Annotated in this window: 12 protein-coding genes and 2 pseudogenes; 8 read left to right on the top strand and 6 right to left on the bottom strand. The window is 69.5% G+C overall.

Features of this window, described 5'->3' with window-relative positions; all coding sequences use genetic code 11:
* Positions 1 to 36 precede the first annotated feature (36 nt).
* The 7 genes and pseudogenes from N8I84_RS15095 (at position 37) to N8I84_RS15070 (ending at position 8,858) form a co-directional block, all read left to right on the top strand.
* Positions 37 to 2,505, top strand: a complete 2,469-nt coding sequence (locus tag N8I84_RS15095; protein WP_449334042.1) for a hypothetical protein — start codon at positions 37 to 39, stop codon at positions 2,503 to 2,505.
* On the top strand, positions 2,502 to 3,521 hold the full coding sequence (locus N8I84_RS15090; protein WP_263230020.1) for a hypothetical protein: 1,020 nt from the start codon (positions 2,502 to 2,504) through the stop codon (positions 3,519 to 3,521). Before N8I84_RS15095 ends, N8I84_RS15090 begins: the two co-directional genes overlap by 4 nt.
* A gap of 119 nt (positions 3,522 to 3,640) precedes the next feature.
* Positions 3,641 to 4,078, top strand: a complete 438-nt coding sequence (locus N8I84_RS43130; RefSeq protein WP_390898895.1) for a pentapeptide repeat-containing protein — start codon at positions 3,641 to 3,643, stop codon at positions 4,076 to 4,078.
* 57 nt (positions 4,079 to 4,135) lie between these two features.
* Positions 4,136 to 4,313: pseudogene (locus N8I84_RS15085) on the top strand (IS5/IS1182 family transposase); the annotation flags it as partial.
* 223 nt (positions 4,314 to 4,536) lie between these two features.
* Positions 4,537 to 4,833, top strand: a complete 297-nt coding sequence (locus N8I84_RS15080) for a YrhB family protein (RefSeq protein ID WP_263230019.1) — start codon at positions 4,537 to 4,539, stop codon at positions 4,831 to 4,833.
* Between the two features lie 199 nt (positions 4,834 to 5,032).
* Positions 5,033 to 7,315, top strand: coding sequence for an SF1B family DNA helicase RecD2 (recD2, locus tag N8I84_RS15075; RefSeq protein WP_263230018.1), 2,283 nt, complete (start codon positions 5,033 to 5,035; stop codon positions 7,313 to 7,315).
* 253 nt (positions 7,316 to 7,568) lie between these two features.
* Positions 7,569 to 8,858 carry a citrate synthase gene (locus N8I84_RS15070; protein WP_263230017.1) on the top strand — a complete coding sequence of 430 codons (1,290 nt, stop codon included), beginning with the start codon at positions 7,569 to 7,571 and terminating at the stop codon, positions 8,856 to 8,858.
* Between the two features lie 814 nt (positions 8,859 to 9,672).
* Here the strand turns inward: N8I84_RS15070 and N8I84_RS15065 are convergent.
* Together N8I84_RS15065 and N8I84_RS15060 are read right to left on the bottom strand one after the other, a co-directional pair.
* On the bottom strand, positions 9,673 to 11,937 hold the full coding sequence (locus tag N8I84_RS15065; protein WP_263230016.1) for a heavy metal translocating P-type ATPase: 2,265 nt from the start codon (positions 11,935 to 11,937) through the stop codon (positions 9,673 to 9,675).
* An 86-nt stretch (positions 11,938 to 12,023) separates the two neighbouring features.
* Positions 12,024 to 12,263 carry a heavy-metal-associated domain-containing protein gene (locus N8I84_RS15060; RefSeq protein ID WP_263230015.1) on the bottom strand — a complete coding sequence of 80 codons (240 nt, stop codon included), beginning with the start codon at positions 12,261 to 12,263 and terminating at the stop codon, positions 12,024 to 12,026.
* Between the two features lie 245 nt (positions 12,264 to 12,508).
* Between N8I84_RS15060 and N8I84_RS15055 the strand changes: the two are divergent.
* Positions 12,509 to 13,551: pseudogene (locus N8I84_RS15055) on the top strand (zinc-dependent alcohol dehydrogenase family protein).
* 79 nt (positions 13,552 to 13,630) lie between these two features.
* Here N8I84_RS15055 and N8I84_RS15050 read toward each other — a convergent pair.
* The 4 genes from N8I84_RS15050 to N8I84_RS15035 form a co-directional block, all read right to left on the bottom strand.
* Positions 13,631 to 13,831, bottom strand: a complete 201-nt coding sequence (locus N8I84_RS15050; protein ID WP_103838731.1) for a helix-turn-helix transcriptional regulator — start codon at positions 13,829 to 13,831, stop codon at positions 13,631 to 13,633.
* A gap of 344 nt (positions 13,832 to 14,175) precedes the next feature.
* Positions 14,176 to 14,898 carry a chaplin gene (locus tag N8I84_RS15045; RefSeq protein WP_263230014.1) on the bottom strand — a complete coding sequence of 241 codons (723 nt, stop codon included), beginning with the start codon at positions 14,896 to 14,898 and terminating at the stop codon, positions 14,176 to 14,178.
* A gap of 136 nt (positions 14,899 to 15,034) precedes the next feature.
* The gene (locus N8I84_RS15040; RefSeq protein WP_390899030.1) at positions 15,035 to 15,226 is read right to left on the bottom strand and encodes a chaplin; all 192 of its coding nucleotides are present in this window, start codon (positions 15,224 to 15,226) and stop codon (positions 15,035 to 15,037) included.
* Positions 15,227 to 15,586: 360 nt separating this feature from the next.
* Positions 15,587 to 15,997: a rodlin gene (locus N8I84_RS15035; protein ID WP_263230013.1), complete on the bottom strand. Its 411-nt coding sequence runs from the start codon at positions 15,995 to 15,997 to the stop codon at positions 15,587 to 15,589.
* Between the last annotated feature and the right edge of the window lie 183 nt (positions 15,998 to 16,180).

Genomic DNA, 16,180 nt, shown 5'->3' with positions numbered 1-16,180 from the left:
CCGGAGGCGGAGCAGCTGTTCGCGACGACGAAGCCGGTGGCGGACCGTTCGGATGACTTCGCCACCGGTCTGGAAACGGTCTCCTCGGCCTTGTCCGGTTACGCGACCGAGATCCGCCCGCTCGTCGAGAAGCTGAAGCAGCTGAAGATCGAGGCGACGAACTTCGTCAACTCGGTCAAGGACGACAAGGACTGGGAGTACGACGGCGACAAGGTCGACGAGCACAACCGGATCCGGGACGAGATCACGCAGACGGTGGCGGCGTTCTGGGCGGCGGAACGGACCTGCCACAACAAGATCACCGCGTTGTGGCACGGCACCCGGATGGTGGCCGGGGACGGCTCGGACAACAAGAACCAGTACGGGTTCGACGCGGCCGACATGAAGAACGCCAAGCTCCCGTGGGGCGATCCGGTGGACGAGAAGCACCACTGGTGGGAGGTCGGCCACTGGGTGAAGTCGTTCCTGTGGGACGGGATCGTCATCGACAGCGTCTGGGGCACGATCAAGGGCCTGGGCACGCTGGTGGGTGTCAACGGCTGGGCGGCGATGGGGCAGGCGTGGAAGGGCCTGGCGCAGCTGACCACCGGCCTGGTGATCTCCTCGCTTCCCGGAGCTCAGGCTCTGTTCTGGGGCCTGCCGGACGACAAGCTGCCGTCGTGGCTGCGCGACTCGCGCAAGGCGATGAAGGAGACGGGCAAGGCGCTGGTGGCGTGGGACGAGTGGGGCAAGAACCCGGCTCGTGCGGCCGGTGCGGTCACCTTCAACGTCCTGACGGCCGTGTTCACCGGCGGCGAGGGGGCTGCGGCGGCCGGTGCGGGCAAGGCGGGTGCGGTCGCGAGGGCGGCCTCGGTGGCGGGCAAGGTGGGCCGGGTCATCGATCCCATGACGTATGTCGCGAAGGGCGCGGGCGCCGGCCTGTCGAAGATCGGCGACATCACGGCGGCGCTGAAGGGCGTCGGCCGCGTCGAGATCCCCGAACTCCCGGAGAACGCGCTCACGCTGCCCGAGGGCGCGGTGAGGCTGCCCGACGGCACGGTGCACCTGCCGGAGGGAGCGGCGATCCCGGAGGGCGCGGTCAGACTCCCGGACGGCAACGTCCAACTGCCGGCCCACGACGGGCCGGTACTGCCGGAGGGCGCGACGAGACTGCCGACCGGGGAGGGCGCCCCGGCGCGGTACCTCGACCCGCGGGGAAACATCCTGGACGAGCACGGCGACGTGCTGCAGAGTGCGGAGGACGCCCCGAGGGAGCCGGGCGACACCGAGCCGAAACCGCCGACGGGCTCGGACGTGCCGCATACACCGACTCCGGCCAGGGAGCCGGCGCTGGTGGGCGCGGGCGGGCAGACGGCTGAGCAGGCGGGGGAGCACGTTCGGCTGGTCGACAGCGTGGGCCACGACCTGGGCGACGTTGGCCGGGCGGGCGACGACGCGGCGGTGCATGCGGGCGGGGAGAGCGTGCCGAGGGTCCACGCGGGCGGCGACGGTCTGCCGGGTGCAGGCCATGCCGGGGATCATCTGCCAGGCGGCCACGCGGGTGACCACTTGCCCGGTGGCAGCGCCCACGAACACGGGGCCGGGCCCTCCGCCAGCCATGAAGCACCGAGCGATCACGGCAGTGGCTCTCATACCGATGGTCCTGGCAACTCGGGCCATGAGGGCTCGCGTGGAGGGCACGAGCAGCCATCCGTCGGCGGTCACGTCGAGGGAACGGCTACCGATGGCCATGAAGGCGCGGCCACCGGCGGTGGTGAGGGACTGCACGGTTCCGGAACGGCTGATGCGCCGGACATCGGTGGCATGCACGAGCCGGCTGGCTGGGAGCGCCCCACCGAGGCCACGGGACCGATGGAGCGCGGCGGTCAGCTCGAGCAGCAAGTTCGGGACCAGATACGAGGCACGAATGTCAAGCCCGGTGACGTGGGCAAGATCATGCAGACGCTGGGTGACAGTCCTGCAGGCAAGGAGATCGCCGACACCATCGCATCGGGCAGGTTCAGGAACACCGAAGGATTTTCCACTGTGGTTTCCAACCTCTCGCGCCCACAAGACCTTTCCGGCTGCCTGGAGCAGATTCGGCTCGCCAACCGCTTGCACAACAGTGGACTCACTGACATCTCGTTCGAAGTGAAGCAGGATGGGCATACGCTGAGGCCTGGTGTGATCACAGGTCCGGCAACGGATCTCGACGTCATGGCCCGGGACGCCAATGGCGACGTTCACGGCTGGCAGTTCAAGGACATGACGGGACCGGACTCGACCACGAAGGCAAGCAAGGTCGTCGACAAGATATACAAGAGCCTTGATCAGCTCAGGGACTCGCACGCCGACGTGCAAACCTTCGTGGTCGATACAAAGGTGCCCAAGGCCGAAATTGAGAGCCAGCTCGGGCGGCTGCAGAAGGGTTTCGAACAAAAGGAAGTGCAGTTTGTCATCCGTACACCGGACGGGGTAGTTTTCGTGCCGCGCGGCGGTAGGTTCACCCCGGAGGGAACGCTGTGATCGCCAGTACGACAGTCGCCCGCTGGACGTGGGGGCGGGAGGACGAATCGGCCGATGCGCTGACGTGCTGCCTGCGGGATCTGCTGGCGGCGTACGGCGTGTTGTCGGTGCACAGGCTTGCGGTTGGTGAGCACACCGTACACATCTCGGTCACCGAAGCAGGAAGGGCGAGAACCCGCCTTTTCGAGGGCGAGTTCACCGTCTCGTCCGAAGCGGCGAGCCGACCCGAGACGGTGGCGTGGTTGGCCGACGAAGTCCGAGCGGGAATGCGAACAGGCGAGGTCGGGTCCGTGGATGCCAGGATGGCATGCACCGGTGTTGTCGAGAGGCCCCCGCACGAGGCACAGCAAGAGGAGTTGTTCTCGCTCAGTGCGTCGTCGTTCGCCGATTTCGTCACCGTCGCCCTGTCGACGCGAACGGACGCGTGGATGCCGTACGACCTGAGAGGTCGTGCACAGCCCGAGGTGTACAAGGCGAACGCGCCGCGGCTGGCCGCCGCACTGGACGGACTGGCTGCGGCGCTCGGTTCCGATACCGATCCGGACGATCCGACGTATTTCGGCAGGCCTACCGAGACCGGGATCGAGAACTTCTACGAATCCGACGGTGCTGCGTCGGACGTGTGGGGAAGCTTCGAGATTCCGTATCGAAATGAGGTCTTCCATCACACTCCCCGTTTCCAGGACGACGTCTACCGGCGCTCGATGGACGGAGAGGTGCTGTACGTCCCGGTGCGCGATGAACACGGTCGAGTTCTGGGCTACCTGTGGGCCTCGGACGCCGAGGGCGCAGCCAGCTTCGAACCACGGATCGACGCGGACGATGACGGCTACAGGGCAGGCCTTTTGTGGCTGGACCGTCTGCACGTCCTCTTCCAACGGCGTCTCTCACCGTCTGCGGCGCTCACCGAGGCGTCGAACGTTCCCGAGGAGTCGGGTTCCGGCCGTGTGGATCCTGCGGCCCGGCCTCGTACCGTCGACCTGATCGAGCTGCGAGAACTGGCGGCCGGCGGCTGACGGGGTCAGGGCCGCGACCACGCCGACGTTGAACCGACGATGTCGAAGGAGCCGGTCCCGTAAGGGATGGGCTCCAGTCCGCTTTCGGTGGATGGCATGACGACCCAGCGTCTGCGTGAGTGGCTCGACACCGACGGAGGGAGGCTGCACGCCGCAGGGCTAGACCTCCGAGGCGCGGACTCCCGCACGGTGATTTCTCGGAATCCTGGTTGTCGGAAGTGAAGTTGGCCAGCGTCAGGTCGGTCGGCGCAGGACTGTACCGCTCGCATGTCCACGGGACCGACCTGACGGAGAGTTCCCTTGTGCCGGTCAACCTCCACGACGCGGACCTGCGGAACGCGAAGCTCGACGGTGCAAACGCCTGTTACACCCGACGAGGCGCAGGCTCTGGCTGCTTGCTTCGGCCCCGACGACTGCTACGGCGTCGCTTGGTCGTTGCTGCACCTGATCGAGACCAGCCCCGGGCCGGTGCCGCCGGTGACGCCTCCCGGCCCCGATGCCGACGAATGGCATCACACGCTCTGGAACCGGTGGGGAAACCATGCACTCACCGGTGAGGACTTGACGCGTTTAGGCCCTGAGGTGTCTGGATAGCCCGTTCACCGGGTTGAGCGACCCTGCAGCAACTGGCGCCGCTCTTCGGGGTGTCAAAGTCTGCAGCCGACCGCATCATCGACCAACTCGGGCCGTCGCTGGCACTGGAACCCCGCAAGCAGTTCCGTAAGGACACCATGCTGATCGTGGACGGCACTCTCGTCCACACCCCGTGACCACACCATTGCCGAGCAGTCGACAGCCCTTGCGGTCGCGAGGGCAGCCTCGGTGGCGGGCAAGGTGGGCAGTGCCCTGGGCATCGCCGAGTCCGGCGGCCTGAGCCTGCCGGTGCGCCTGGCGCCCGAGAGCTGGGAAGAAGCCGCAGACGACACTGGGGATATGAAAGCGTGATGACCGGCCCCGGTAAAGGCCATCCTCTCCCAGCGTTGAGTCCTACGGAAAGAACGATCGGGTCCTGAGAATGACGAGAGACGAAGCCGTCGAGGCGGCACGTGTCCACCTGCGAACAATTTACGGAGACGGGCCGCCGACCATCGTGATGGAGCCGGAACTGTCGGTCGAGCACGATGCGGCGTGGGCCGTGCGCTTCGACAGCCAGGAGCACATCGACACCGGGGACATCACCCAGGCGCCGATGGTGCGGGTCGTCGCCGTCTTCAAGGACAGGTCGTTTGTGGGGTTCCCTCCTTCCGCCTGCACCACGGAGCAGTCGAAGACGTGGCTGGCCACGGGGCAGCGGCCCAGGAAGCCGTTTTGAGCCCATGAGTGATCCGCGCATCGCCGGCTGAGGACTGGTTGCGGCGGACCTACCGCGGAATGGTGGAACTGTCCGGCTCCGGCCCGTCGCCGGCCGGGCGTGGTTCTTCGGTGCGAGTAATGGGCGGCAAGGGCCGATGCCCCGGAGCACCTGGCACAGGTGGGCTCCACCTGTCACACCCCAGCGCTAACGTCACCCCATGACCAAGGAGGCGACCCGGACGGGGCAGGCCGGTGACGGGGCCGGCGAGCGGCGGCTTGCTGTGCTCGAAGGTGTGCTTGAGCGGATCACGTACGCCAATGAGGAGAACGGGTACACCGTCGCCCGCGTCGACACCGGCCGCGGCGCTGGTGACCTGCTCACCGTCGTCGGTGCGCTCCTCGGTGCGCAGGTGGGCGAGTCGCTGCGGATGGAGGGGCGCTGGGGGTCGCACCCCCAGTACGGGCGGCAGTTCACGGTGGAGAACTACACGACCGTCCTCCCGGCCACCGTCCAGGGCATCCGCCGCTACCTCGGGTCCGGACTCGTCAAGGGCATCGGCCCCGTCTTCGCCGACCGGATCACCCAGCACTTCGGGCTGGACACCCTGAAGATCATCGAGGAGGAGCCCGAGCGGCTCATCGAGGTCCCCGGCCTCGGCCCCAAGCGCACCAAGAAGATCGCCGACGCCTGGGAGGAGCAGAAGGCGATCAAGGAGGTCATGCTCTTCCTGCAGACCGTCGAGGTGTCCACCTCCATTGCCGTCCGCATCTACAAGAAGTACGGCGACGCCTCCATCTCCGTCGTCAAGAACCAGCCCTACCGCCTCGCCGCCGACGTCTGGGGCATCGGCTTCCTCACCGCCGACCGCATCGCCCAGTCCGTCGGCATCCCGCACGACAGTCCCGAGCGCGTCAAGGCCGGCCTGCAGTACGCCCTGTCGCAGTCCGCCGACCAGGGACACTGCTACCTCCCGGAGGAGCAGCTCATCGCCGACGCCGTCAAACTCCTCCAGGTCGACACCGGCCTCGTCATCGAGTGCCTCGCAGAGCTGGCGGAGCCACCGGAGGACGGCGACGACCCCGGTGTCGTACGGGAGAAGGTGCCCGGCCCGGACGGAGGCGACCCCGTCACCGCCGTCTACCTGGTCCCCTTCCACCGCGCCGAACTCTCCCTCTCCGCCCAGCTGCTGCGCCTCCTGCGCACGGAGGAGGACCGGATGCCCGACTTCCGGGACGTGGCCTGGGACAAGGCGCTCGGCTGGCTCAAGGAGCGTACGGGGGCCGAACTGGCGCCCGAGCAGGAGCAGGCCGTACGGCTCGCGCTGACCGAGAAGGTCGCCGTCCTCACCGGCGGGCCCGGCTGCGGCAAGTCGTTCACCGTACGGTCGATCATCGAGCTGGCCCGAGCCAAGCGGGCCAAGGTCGTGCTCGCCGCGCCCACCGGCCGTGCCGCCAAGCGCCTGTCCGAGCTGACCGGCGCGGAGGCCTCCACCGTCCACCGGCTGCTGGAGCTGAAGCCCGGCGGCGACGCGGCCTACGACAGGGACCGCCCGCTCGACGCCGACCTGATCGTCGTCGACGAGGCCTCCATGCTCGACCTGCTGCTCGCCAACAAGCTGGTCAAGGCCGTGCCGCCCGGTGCGCACCTCCTCTTCGTCGGCGACGTCGACCAGCTGCCGAGCGTGGGTGCCGGCGAGGTCCTTAGGGACCTGCTCGCCGACGGCAGCCCGATCCCGGCTGTCCGGCTCACCCGCGTGTTCCGCCAGGCCCAGCAGTCCGGCGTCGTCACCAACGCGCACCGCATCAACGCCGGGCAGCACCCCCTCACCGACGGCCTGAAGGACTTCTTCCTCTTCGTCGAGGACGACACCGAGGCCGCCGGACGGCTCACCGTGGACGTGGCGGCCCGGCGGATCCCGGCCCGCTTCGGCCTCGACCCGCGCCGCGACGTGCAGGTGCTCGCGCCCATGCACCGCGGACCTGCCGGCGCGGGCACCCTCAACGGTCTGCTCCAGCAGGCGATCACCCCCGCCCGTCCCGACCTGCCCGAGAAGCGGTTCGGCGGCCGCGTCTTCCGCGTCGGCGACAAGGTGACCCAGATTCGCAACAATTACGAGAAGGGGAAGAACGGTGTCTTCAACGGCACCGTCGGCGTGGTCACCGCGCTCGACCCGGTCGATCAGCGCCTGACGGTGCTGACGGACGAGGACGAGGAGGTGGCGTACGAGTTCGACGAGCTCGACGAGCTGGCCCACGCCTACGCGGTGACGATCCACCGCTCCCAGGGCAGCGAGTATCCGGCGGTGGTCATCCCGGTCACCACCGGAGCCTGGATGATGCTCCAGCGGAACCTGCTCTACACCGCGGTCACCCGGGCCAAGAGGCTGGTCGTGCTCGTCGGTTCACGCAAGGCGATCGGTCAGGCGGTGCGTACGGTGTCGGCCGGCCGCCGCTGCACGGCACTGGACTTCAGGCTGTCGCCGCGGCCCCTGGAGAGCTGAGCACCTCCCGTCCCCGGCACCCCACCAGCGTCCATCGCTGTCATCGAAAAAAATGATCGATCAAATGAGTCGCGAAGGTCACAGAGCACTTCCGGAACGGGTCGGAGGGGGGCAGGATGAGCAGGTTGACGGCACTCAGTGCCGCCGATGAGCCCAACGGCCGACCCCGAGTGCACTCTCCTGCGCCAAATGGGGGATGGTAGAGACAGTCAGGGCACCTCGAAGATGAGGCACTACGTCGGTGAGGGAAGACGTGAGCGACAACTCTGTAGTACTGCGGTACGACGGCAACGAGTACACCTACCCGGTGGTCGACAGCACCGTCGGTGACAAGGGCTTCGACATCGGAAAGCTCCGCGCCCAGACCGGTCTGGTGACCCTGGACAGCGGCTACGGCAACACCGCCGCCTACAAATCCGCCATCACCTACCTCGACGGCGAGGAGGGCATCCTCCGGTACCGCGGTTACCCGATCGAGCAGCTGGCCGAGCGCTCCACCTTCCTGGAGGTCGCCTACCTGCTGATCAACGGCGAGCTGCCCACGGTCGACGAGCTCTCCACCTTCAAGAACGACATCACGCAGCACACCCTGCTGCACGAGGACGTCAAGAACTTCTACAAGGGCTTCCCCCGCGACGCCCACCCGATGGCGATGCTGTCCTCGGTGGTCTCCGCGCTGTCCACCTTCTACCAGGACAGCCACAACCCGTTCGACGAGAAGCAGCGCAACCTCTCCACCATCCGCCTGCTCGCCAAGCTCCCGACGATCGCGGCGTACGCCTACAAGAAGTCGATCGGTCACCCGTTCGTCTACCCGCGCAACGACCTCGGCTACGTCGAGAACTTCCTGCGCATGACCTTCTCGGTCCCCGCGCAGGAGTTCGAGCTGGACCCGGTCGTCGTGTCCGCGCTCGACAAGCTGCTGATCCTGCACGCCGACCACGAGCAGAACTGTTCGACCTCCACGGTCCGCCTGGTGGGCTCCTCGCAGGCCAACATGTTCGCCTCGATCTCGGCCGGCATCAACGCGCTCTGGGGCCCGCTGCACGGCGGCGCCAACCAGTCCGTCCTGGAGATGCTCGAGGGCATCCGCGATTCCGGCAACGACGTCGACACCTTCATCCGCAAGGTGAAGAACAAGGAGGACGGCGTCCGCCTGATGGGCTTCGGCCACCGGGTCTACAAGAACTTCGACCCGCGCGCCAAGATCATCAAGGCCGCCGCGCACGACGTCCTCTCCGCCCTGGGCAAGGAGGACGAGCTCCTCGACATCGCGCTCAAGCTGGAGGAGCACGCGCTGTCCGACGACTACTTCGTCGAGCGCAAGCTCTACCCGAACGTGGACTTCTACACCGGCCTGATCTACCGCGCCATGGGCTTCCCGACCGAGATGTTCACGGTCCTGTTCGCCCTCGGCCGCCTGCCGGGCTGGATCGCCCAGTGGCACGAGATGATCAAGGAGCCGGGCTCCCGCATCGGCCGCCCGCGCCAGATCTACACCGGAGTGGTCCAGCGCGACTTCGTTCCGGTCGAGGAGCGCTGACACCTGGCGGTGAGGGGTGCCGGGTGGCTGGTGCCCTGTTGCCGGGTTTCGGTGGCTCCGGTCGGTCTGCCGGCTTGGGGTGGCGTGGGCTCCCGGGCCGGCCGGGGGTCCGGGGGTTGCCCCCGGGTCGGCACGGTCGCCGGAGTGGTCCAGCGTGACTTCGTTCCGGTCGAGGAGCGCTGAGCGGCGCTGCCGCGTAGCTGTCGTACGTACCCGTGGCGTACGCCGTCTTCGTAGAACGGCGTACGCCGCGCGCGCTCCGCGCACATGAGCCGGAAAAGCAGAAGGCGCCCCGGCGCCGGTCCCCCCACGGGCCGACGACCAGGGCGCCTTCCCATGTCCCGGTGCGGATTCCCCCCACGGGATCCGGCCGGGCGTCTGCGGGACAGCGCCTGAATCGCTGTGAGCAAAACGAGCAGAAGTCGGCATACCACTGCGGTGCGGTCTGCCGGGACGCGTACGGACGGGAGGGCCGCTCAAAGCTCCCCGGTGTACGTGCCCCGGCAACGCAGTTTCCCGGGGACGTCCCCCAAGACATCCCCAGATGTCAGTCGCGCCCCCCAAGACGCTCCCGACATCGCCAACTTAGACCCACGAACCCTTCCGCTGGTTACGTTCACGTCACTGTGATCTGTGTCTCTTGCGCAGCTCCTGAAGATGCGCAAGAGCCTCGACACGTTGATCGAGGCCCCAGCGTAAGGATGATGCGCGGGCCTTGTGAAGAGCTTATGTGAGGCTCGCTTCCGACTCTAGAGGGACTCTTACCGCCCCGTCCCGGGAACCGCGCCCCGAGGCCGGTGTCCCCGCGGTCCCCTCATGAGAACGCCCGCAGCCGCAGGCTGTTCGTGACCACGAACACCGACGAGAAGGCCATGGCGGCACCCGCGATCATCGGGTTGAGGAAGCCCGCCGCGGCCAGCGGCAGGGCGGCCACGTTGTACCCGAAGGCCCACGCCAGGTTCCCCTTGATCGTGGCGAGCGTGCGCCGTGACAGCCGGATCGCGTCCGCGGCCACCCGCAGGTCCCCGCGCACCAGCGTCAGATCGCTCGCCTCGATCGCCGCGTCCGTCCCGGTGCCCATGGCCAGGCCCAGATCGGCGGTGGCGAGGGCGGCCGCGTCGTTGACGCCGTCGCCGACCATGGCGACGGTCCGCCCCTCGCCCTGGAGCCGCCGGACGACGTCGACCTTGTCCTCGGGCAGCACCTCGGCGATCACGTCCGCGCCGTCGATGCCGACGGCCCGCGCCACCGCCTCGGCCACCGCCCGGTTGTCCCCGGTCAGCAGCACCGGCCGCAGTCCCAGCGCGCGCAGGTCCCGTACGGCCTCGGCGCTGGTCTCCTTGACCGCGTCGGCCACGGTGACGACACCCAGTGCCACACCGTCCCGGACGACCACGACGGCCGTACGCCCCTCCGTCTCCGCCCCGGCCTTCGCGCCGGCCAGCGGCTCCGGGAGCGCGCCGGGGAAGCGGCCCACCGTGACCTCGTGTCCCTCGACGCTGCCGCGCACGCCGACTCCTGGCACGTTCTCGAAGTGCTCCGGCGTCGGAAGGTCGCCGAGGCGCTCCTGGGCGCCTTCCGCGACCGCCCGGGCGATCGGGTGCTCGGAGGCGTGTTCAAGGGCCCCTGCGAGCCGCAGAACCTCCTTCTCGTCGCTGTCCTCGGCGGCGTACACCTCCTGGAGCGTCATCCGGCCGGTGGTCACCGTTCCGGTCTTGTCCAGGACCACGGTGTCGACCCGCCGTGTGGACTCCAGCACCTCGGGACCCTTGATCAGGATGCCGAGCTGGGCGCCGCGGCCCGTGCCGACCATCAGGGCGGTCGGGGTGGCGAGACCCAGTGCGCACGGGCAGGCGATGATCAGCACCGCGACCGCCGCGGTGAAGGCGGCGACGGTGTCCCCGGTGACGCCGAGCCACACCCCGAAGGTGCCGAGCGCGATCAGCAGCACCACGGGCACGAAGATCCCGGAGATGCGGTCGGCGAGGCGCTGCACCTCCGCCTTGCCGTTCTGCGCGTCCTCCACGAGCCGCGCCATCCGCGCGAGCTGGGTGTCCGCGCCGACCCGGGTCGCCTCGACCACCAGCCGGCCCCCGGCGTTCACGGTCGCGCCGGTCACGGAATCGCCCACCGCCACATCGACCGGCACCGACTCGCCGGTCAGCATGGACGCGTCGACCGCGGAGGCGCCCTCCACGACGGTCCCGTCGGTGGCGATCTTCTCCCCGGGCCGAACCACGAACCGGTCGCCGACGGCCAGCCGCGCCACCGGAACGCGTACCTCGCGTCCCTCCCGCAGCACCGCGACGTCCTTCGCGCCCAGTTCGAGCAGCGCCTTCAGCGCCGCGCCCGCGCGCCGCTTGGAGCGGGCCTCCAGGTAGCGTCCGAGCAGGATGAACGCGACGACACCGGCGGCCACCTCGAGGTAGATCGTGGACGCCCCGTCCGTACGGGAGACGGTGAGCTCGAAGCCGTGGCGCATGCCCGGCATGCCCGCGTGCCCCCAGAACAGCGCCCACAGCGACCAGCCGAAGGCGGCGAGCGTGCCGACGGAGACGAGCGTGTCCATGGTGGCCGCGCCGTGCCGGGCATTGGTGAACGCCGCCTTGTGGAACGGCAGACCGCCCCATACGACAACGGGGGCGGCGAGGGTGAGCGAGAGCCACTGCCAGTTGTCGAACTGCAGGACCGGAACCATCGCGAGCAGCACGACGGGCAGGGCGAGCAGCGAGGAGACGGTCAGGCGCCGGCGGAGAGAGGCGAGCTCCGGGTCTTCTTCGAGCCCCGAGGGCTCCTCCGTCCCGGCGGGCCGTTCCGGCTGCGGCGGCGGGGGTTCCTCGGCGGAGTAGCCGGTCTTCACCACCGTGGCGATCAGATCGGCGACCTCGATCCCCTCGGGGTAGGAGATCTTCGCCTTCTCCGTCGCGAAGTTGACCGTGGCGGTGACGCCGTCCATCCGGTTGAGCTTCTTCTCGACACGGGCCGCGCAGGAGGCGCAGGTCATGCCGCCGATCGTGAGCTCGACCTCGGAACGCGCGGTCGTGTCGTTTATCGGGGCTGGTGCTGTGGTGCTGGTCATGTCCGGACTCCAGACAACGGACCGGGCCGTGCGGAGCCAGTATCAGCTGGTCGGTACGGCTCGATGCGGTGGGCGATGCCGGTGGTTCAGGCCTTGCCGACGAGTTCGAAGCCCGCCTCGTCGACCGCGGCGCGCACGGCCTCGTCGTCGAGGGGGGCGGCGGAGACGACCGTCACCTCGCCGGTGGACGCGACGGCGGTGACGGAGGTGACGCCGTCGATGCCGGAGATCTCGCCGGAGACGGAGCCTTCACAGTGCCCGCAGCTCATCCCGCTCACCTTGTAGACGGTCGTCACGGAACCGGGGGTGTCGGTCTGCGCGGTCATGGCGTTACTCCTCAGGGAGGCGTGTGGGGCTTACGAGAATCACACTATACCCCCTGGGGGTACCCGACGAGGGGAGGTGGGGGCGCATCGGCGGGGCGCGTTCCGTCCGGCCGCCGTCAGTGGGTCGCATCTCGGCGTGGAGGACGGGGAGGAGGCCCGGGGGACGGGGCACCGGCGGGGCACTAGCGTTCGGCAGGAGACGATCTGCGGGGCAGGGATCGCGGACATGGCGGAGGGTCGGTCGTATGCGTGCGGTGGTGTTCGAGCGGTACGGGGAGCGGGCCGAGGTGCGCGAGGTGGCGGACCCGGAACCGTCAGAGCACGGGGCCGTGGTGCGGGTCGAGGCGACGGGGCTGTGCCGCAGCGACTGGCACGGCTGGATGGGACACGACCCGGACGTCACGCTCCCGCACGTGCCCGGCCATGAACTCGCCGGTGTCGTCGAGGCCGTCGGCGCCGGGGTGACGCGCCGGCGGCCCGGCGACCGGGTCACGGTGCCGTTCGTCTGCGCCTGCGGCAGCTGTCCGTCCTGTGCGGCGGGCGACCAGCAGGTGTGCGAGCGGCAGACCCAGCCCGGGTTCACGCACTGGGGGTCCTTCGCACAATACGTGGCGCTGGAGCACGCGGACGTGAACCTGGTCGCGGTGCCGGAGGAGATGTCGTTCCGGACGGCGGCGGCGCTCGGGTGCCGGTTCGCCACGGCGTTCCGGGCGGTCGTCCAGCAGGGGCGGCCGGCCGCGGGGAGTGGGTCGCCGTGCACGGCTGCGGGGGTGTCGGGCTGTCGGCGGTGATGATCGCGGCGGCCGTGGGGGCGCGGGTCGTGGCCGTCGACCTGTCGCCCCAGGCCCTTGAGCTGGCACGGAAGTTCGGCGCGGCGGAGTGCGTGGACGCGACGGGCGCCGACGACACGGCCGAAGCGGTCCGCTCCCTGACCGGCGGCGGCGCCCACGTCTCCCTCGACGCGCTCGGCTCCCCGGCGACGTGCGCCGCGTCGGTGAACGGACTGCGCCGCCGCGGACGCCACGTCCAGGTCGGTCTGCTGCCCTCCGCCGACGGCACCACCCCCGTCCCCATGTCCCGGGTGGTCGCCCTGGAACTGGAGATCCTCGGCAGCCACGGCATGGCGGCACACGCGTATCCGCCGATGCTGGAACTGGTCCGGTCCGGCGCCGTGCGCCCCGACCTCCTGGTCACGTCGGCCATCCCGCTGGCCGCGTCCCCCGAGGCACTGGCGGCCATGGGTACGGCACCGGGGCAGGGAGTGACGGTCGTCGAGCCGTGGCGCTGAGCCGGCCGGCCACCGCCGGCGACAGCCGAGTGGCCCGCCCCGACCGGGACGGGCCACTCGGAGGCACCGGGGGTAGCCGTCAGGGCTCTCCGCGGCCGCGGTTGCCCGGGCGGGAGGCCACCCAGGCCCGGACCGTGTCGGCGTACCAGTAGGGCTTTCCGCCCTCCACATGGTCCGGTGGGGGAAGCAGCCCGTGCTTGCGGTAGGACCTGACGGTGTCCGGCTGCACGCTGATGTGGGCGGCGATCTCCTTGTAGGACCAGAGGCGACGGTCCGTCATCTTCAAGCACCTCCTCGCGCACGCCACGGCGGCGACCGGGGGGAGGTCGTCGGGGGAGCCGGGCCCGCGCTGGCGATCACAAAGCCTGTGCCGGGTCAACGACCCGCGGCGCGCGCGGGAAAGGGCCTGTGAACCGGCTGTGACAGAAGGCCCGCACAGCCGGGACATGCGTGACCGGAGGGAGTCCTTTGTGACACGGGTGGCGCATCGGCCGCGAGTGCCCATCGGCTGAACGGCCCAGGGGCGGCGTCCGGAGTGGACGCCGCCCCTGGGCGGTGAACTGAGGGAGTGACGCGTGAACGACGCCACGGGTGCCGGACGCGGGACGCCCGGCCCCCGGCGCGCTACCGGCGGGAGGTGACCCGCCCCCGTCGGTACAGGATGAGCCCGCCGGTCAGCATCGCGACGCTGACGGCCGAGGCCGCGAGGAGGCCCTCACTGCCGGTCTCCGCCAGGGCGGGCAGGGTGTGCGAGGCCGCGACGGGCTGCACGCCGGCCCGCGGGATGTTCGTCTGCGGGACACCAGCCTGGGGCGGCAGCGTTCCCTGCGGAGGCAGCGTTCCTTCCGGCGGGGTCGTCCCGGTGCCCGGCGTCTGGGGCGTCGCCCCGGAGCCCGGAGGGTTCGTGGTGCCGGACCCGGGCGGGGTGGTCGTGGTGCCGGACCCGGGCGGGGTGGTCGTGGTGCCGGACCCGGGCGGGGTGCTCGAGGTGCCCGACCCGGGTGGGGTGCTCGGGGTGCCGGAACCGTTGCCGTGCGGCGGCGTCTGCACCGGGACGGTCGGTGTGGGGGCGGGGGTCACGGGTGCAGGGGATGCCGTGGCGCCCCGGCCGTTGGCACAGGCGTTGCCGAACGCCGGGTTCAGCACGGCGATCACGTTGACCGTGTTGCCGCAGACATTGACGGGGACGTTCACGGGGGCCTGGATGGTGTTGCCGGACGCGAGGCCCGGTGATCCGGACGTCGAGCCGTCGGCGGTCGAGTCGGCGAACACCGGGCTGCCGCACAGGGACAGAATGCCCGTCGCGGCGGCCGCCGCGACCATTCCCCTGCTCAGGGTCTGTCGCAATCTCGTTGTCTTCCTGCTGGTAGAGGTGGGATAAGTGGTAAAGCCGGCCCTGGAACCGAGAAGAGCAGTCCAAGGCCGGCCGTGACACAGCCGGACGGCTGGTGTGCGACGACCTCAGCCGCGCGCGGCCATGGCGTCAGGTGTTGGAGCACGCGTTGCCGGCTGTGGGGTTCAGCAGCGCGATGATGTTGAGGCTGTTGCCGCAGACGTTGACGGGCACGTGCACGGGAACCTGGATGACGTTCCCGGACAGGACACCCGGGGAGTTGGTCGCGGACGCGTCGGCTCCGGAGTCCGCCATGGCCGGCGCGGCCATTCCCAGAGCCATGATGGCGCCGGCCACGACGGCGGCGCTCTTCTTGTGCTTCACGGAATTTCCCTTCTGTGCGGTCGTGCCCCTGTGACGGCCGAAACCGAGCGAGCACGGCTTGAAACGGCTCGCCGCACGACCTGCATCTGTGAAACGAGGAATAGACGGCCGAAGCAACTCCCTGGCGAGGGCCGCCACGCAATTCACCCGAACGCCGATCGTGAATACACACGAAAGGCGGGGCGGGCCGTCCGCGTGACTTCGTGCGACTTAAAGCCGTTGGGGAGGAGGCCGGGAAAAGAAGAATTCGCCGACGACCGCCCGCGTCCGGGGCGCCGAAGATGCGAAAGCGGGCGGCCGACCGGTGCGCGAAGGCGGTCAGCGGTTGCCGGTTCCGTTCGCGGACAGGACCGGAACGTCCTCCAGGACGTGCGACAGCGGCTCGTCGCCCTTGGCCTGGGTGGAGTTCTCGGTGCACTGCTGGTTCTGCGGAGCCGACAGGACCGGGACGTCCTGCACGGCGACCGGCACCAGGCCGACGAGCGAACCGGCGTTGGCCTTGGCCGGCGCACCGAGGCAGAGCTTGTTCAGGGAGCCCTGCACCAGGGACATCTGCGGACTCATGGCGCCCGAGGTCGCCGAGTTGCCGAACGACTCGGAGATGGTGTTCGAGTTGGTGGAGGTGGTGCCGGTGTCGTCACCGAGCGCCAGGGCATGCGGAGCGGCCGCCGCCGAGACACCCACCACGGAAGCCGCGACCGCAGCCGCGGCCATCGCCTTCTTGAACATGTCGGTTCCTTTCCTGACAGAAGACACGTGTTCCTGCTCTGCGACCAACCCGGAACCCTCGTATTGGTTTCGGCCGTTCACCCGGTCGGGCCCGTTCCGCGGGCAGTAATTCTGGAAATACGCGCCCGGCGCACGGATCCGCCTGCGCCTCTCGATATCGGCCATCGGAGTGAAGGGGAGCAA

It is taken from the genome of Streptomyces cynarae (genome assembly GCF_025642135.1).
In the GTDB taxonomy this organism is placed as follows: Bacteria; Actinomycetota; Actinomycetes; order Streptomycetales; family Streptomycetaceae; genus Streptomyces; species Streptomyces cynarae.
Note: the sequence above shows the minus strand (reverse complement) of the source record. Positions and strands in the feature narration are given on the sequence as shown.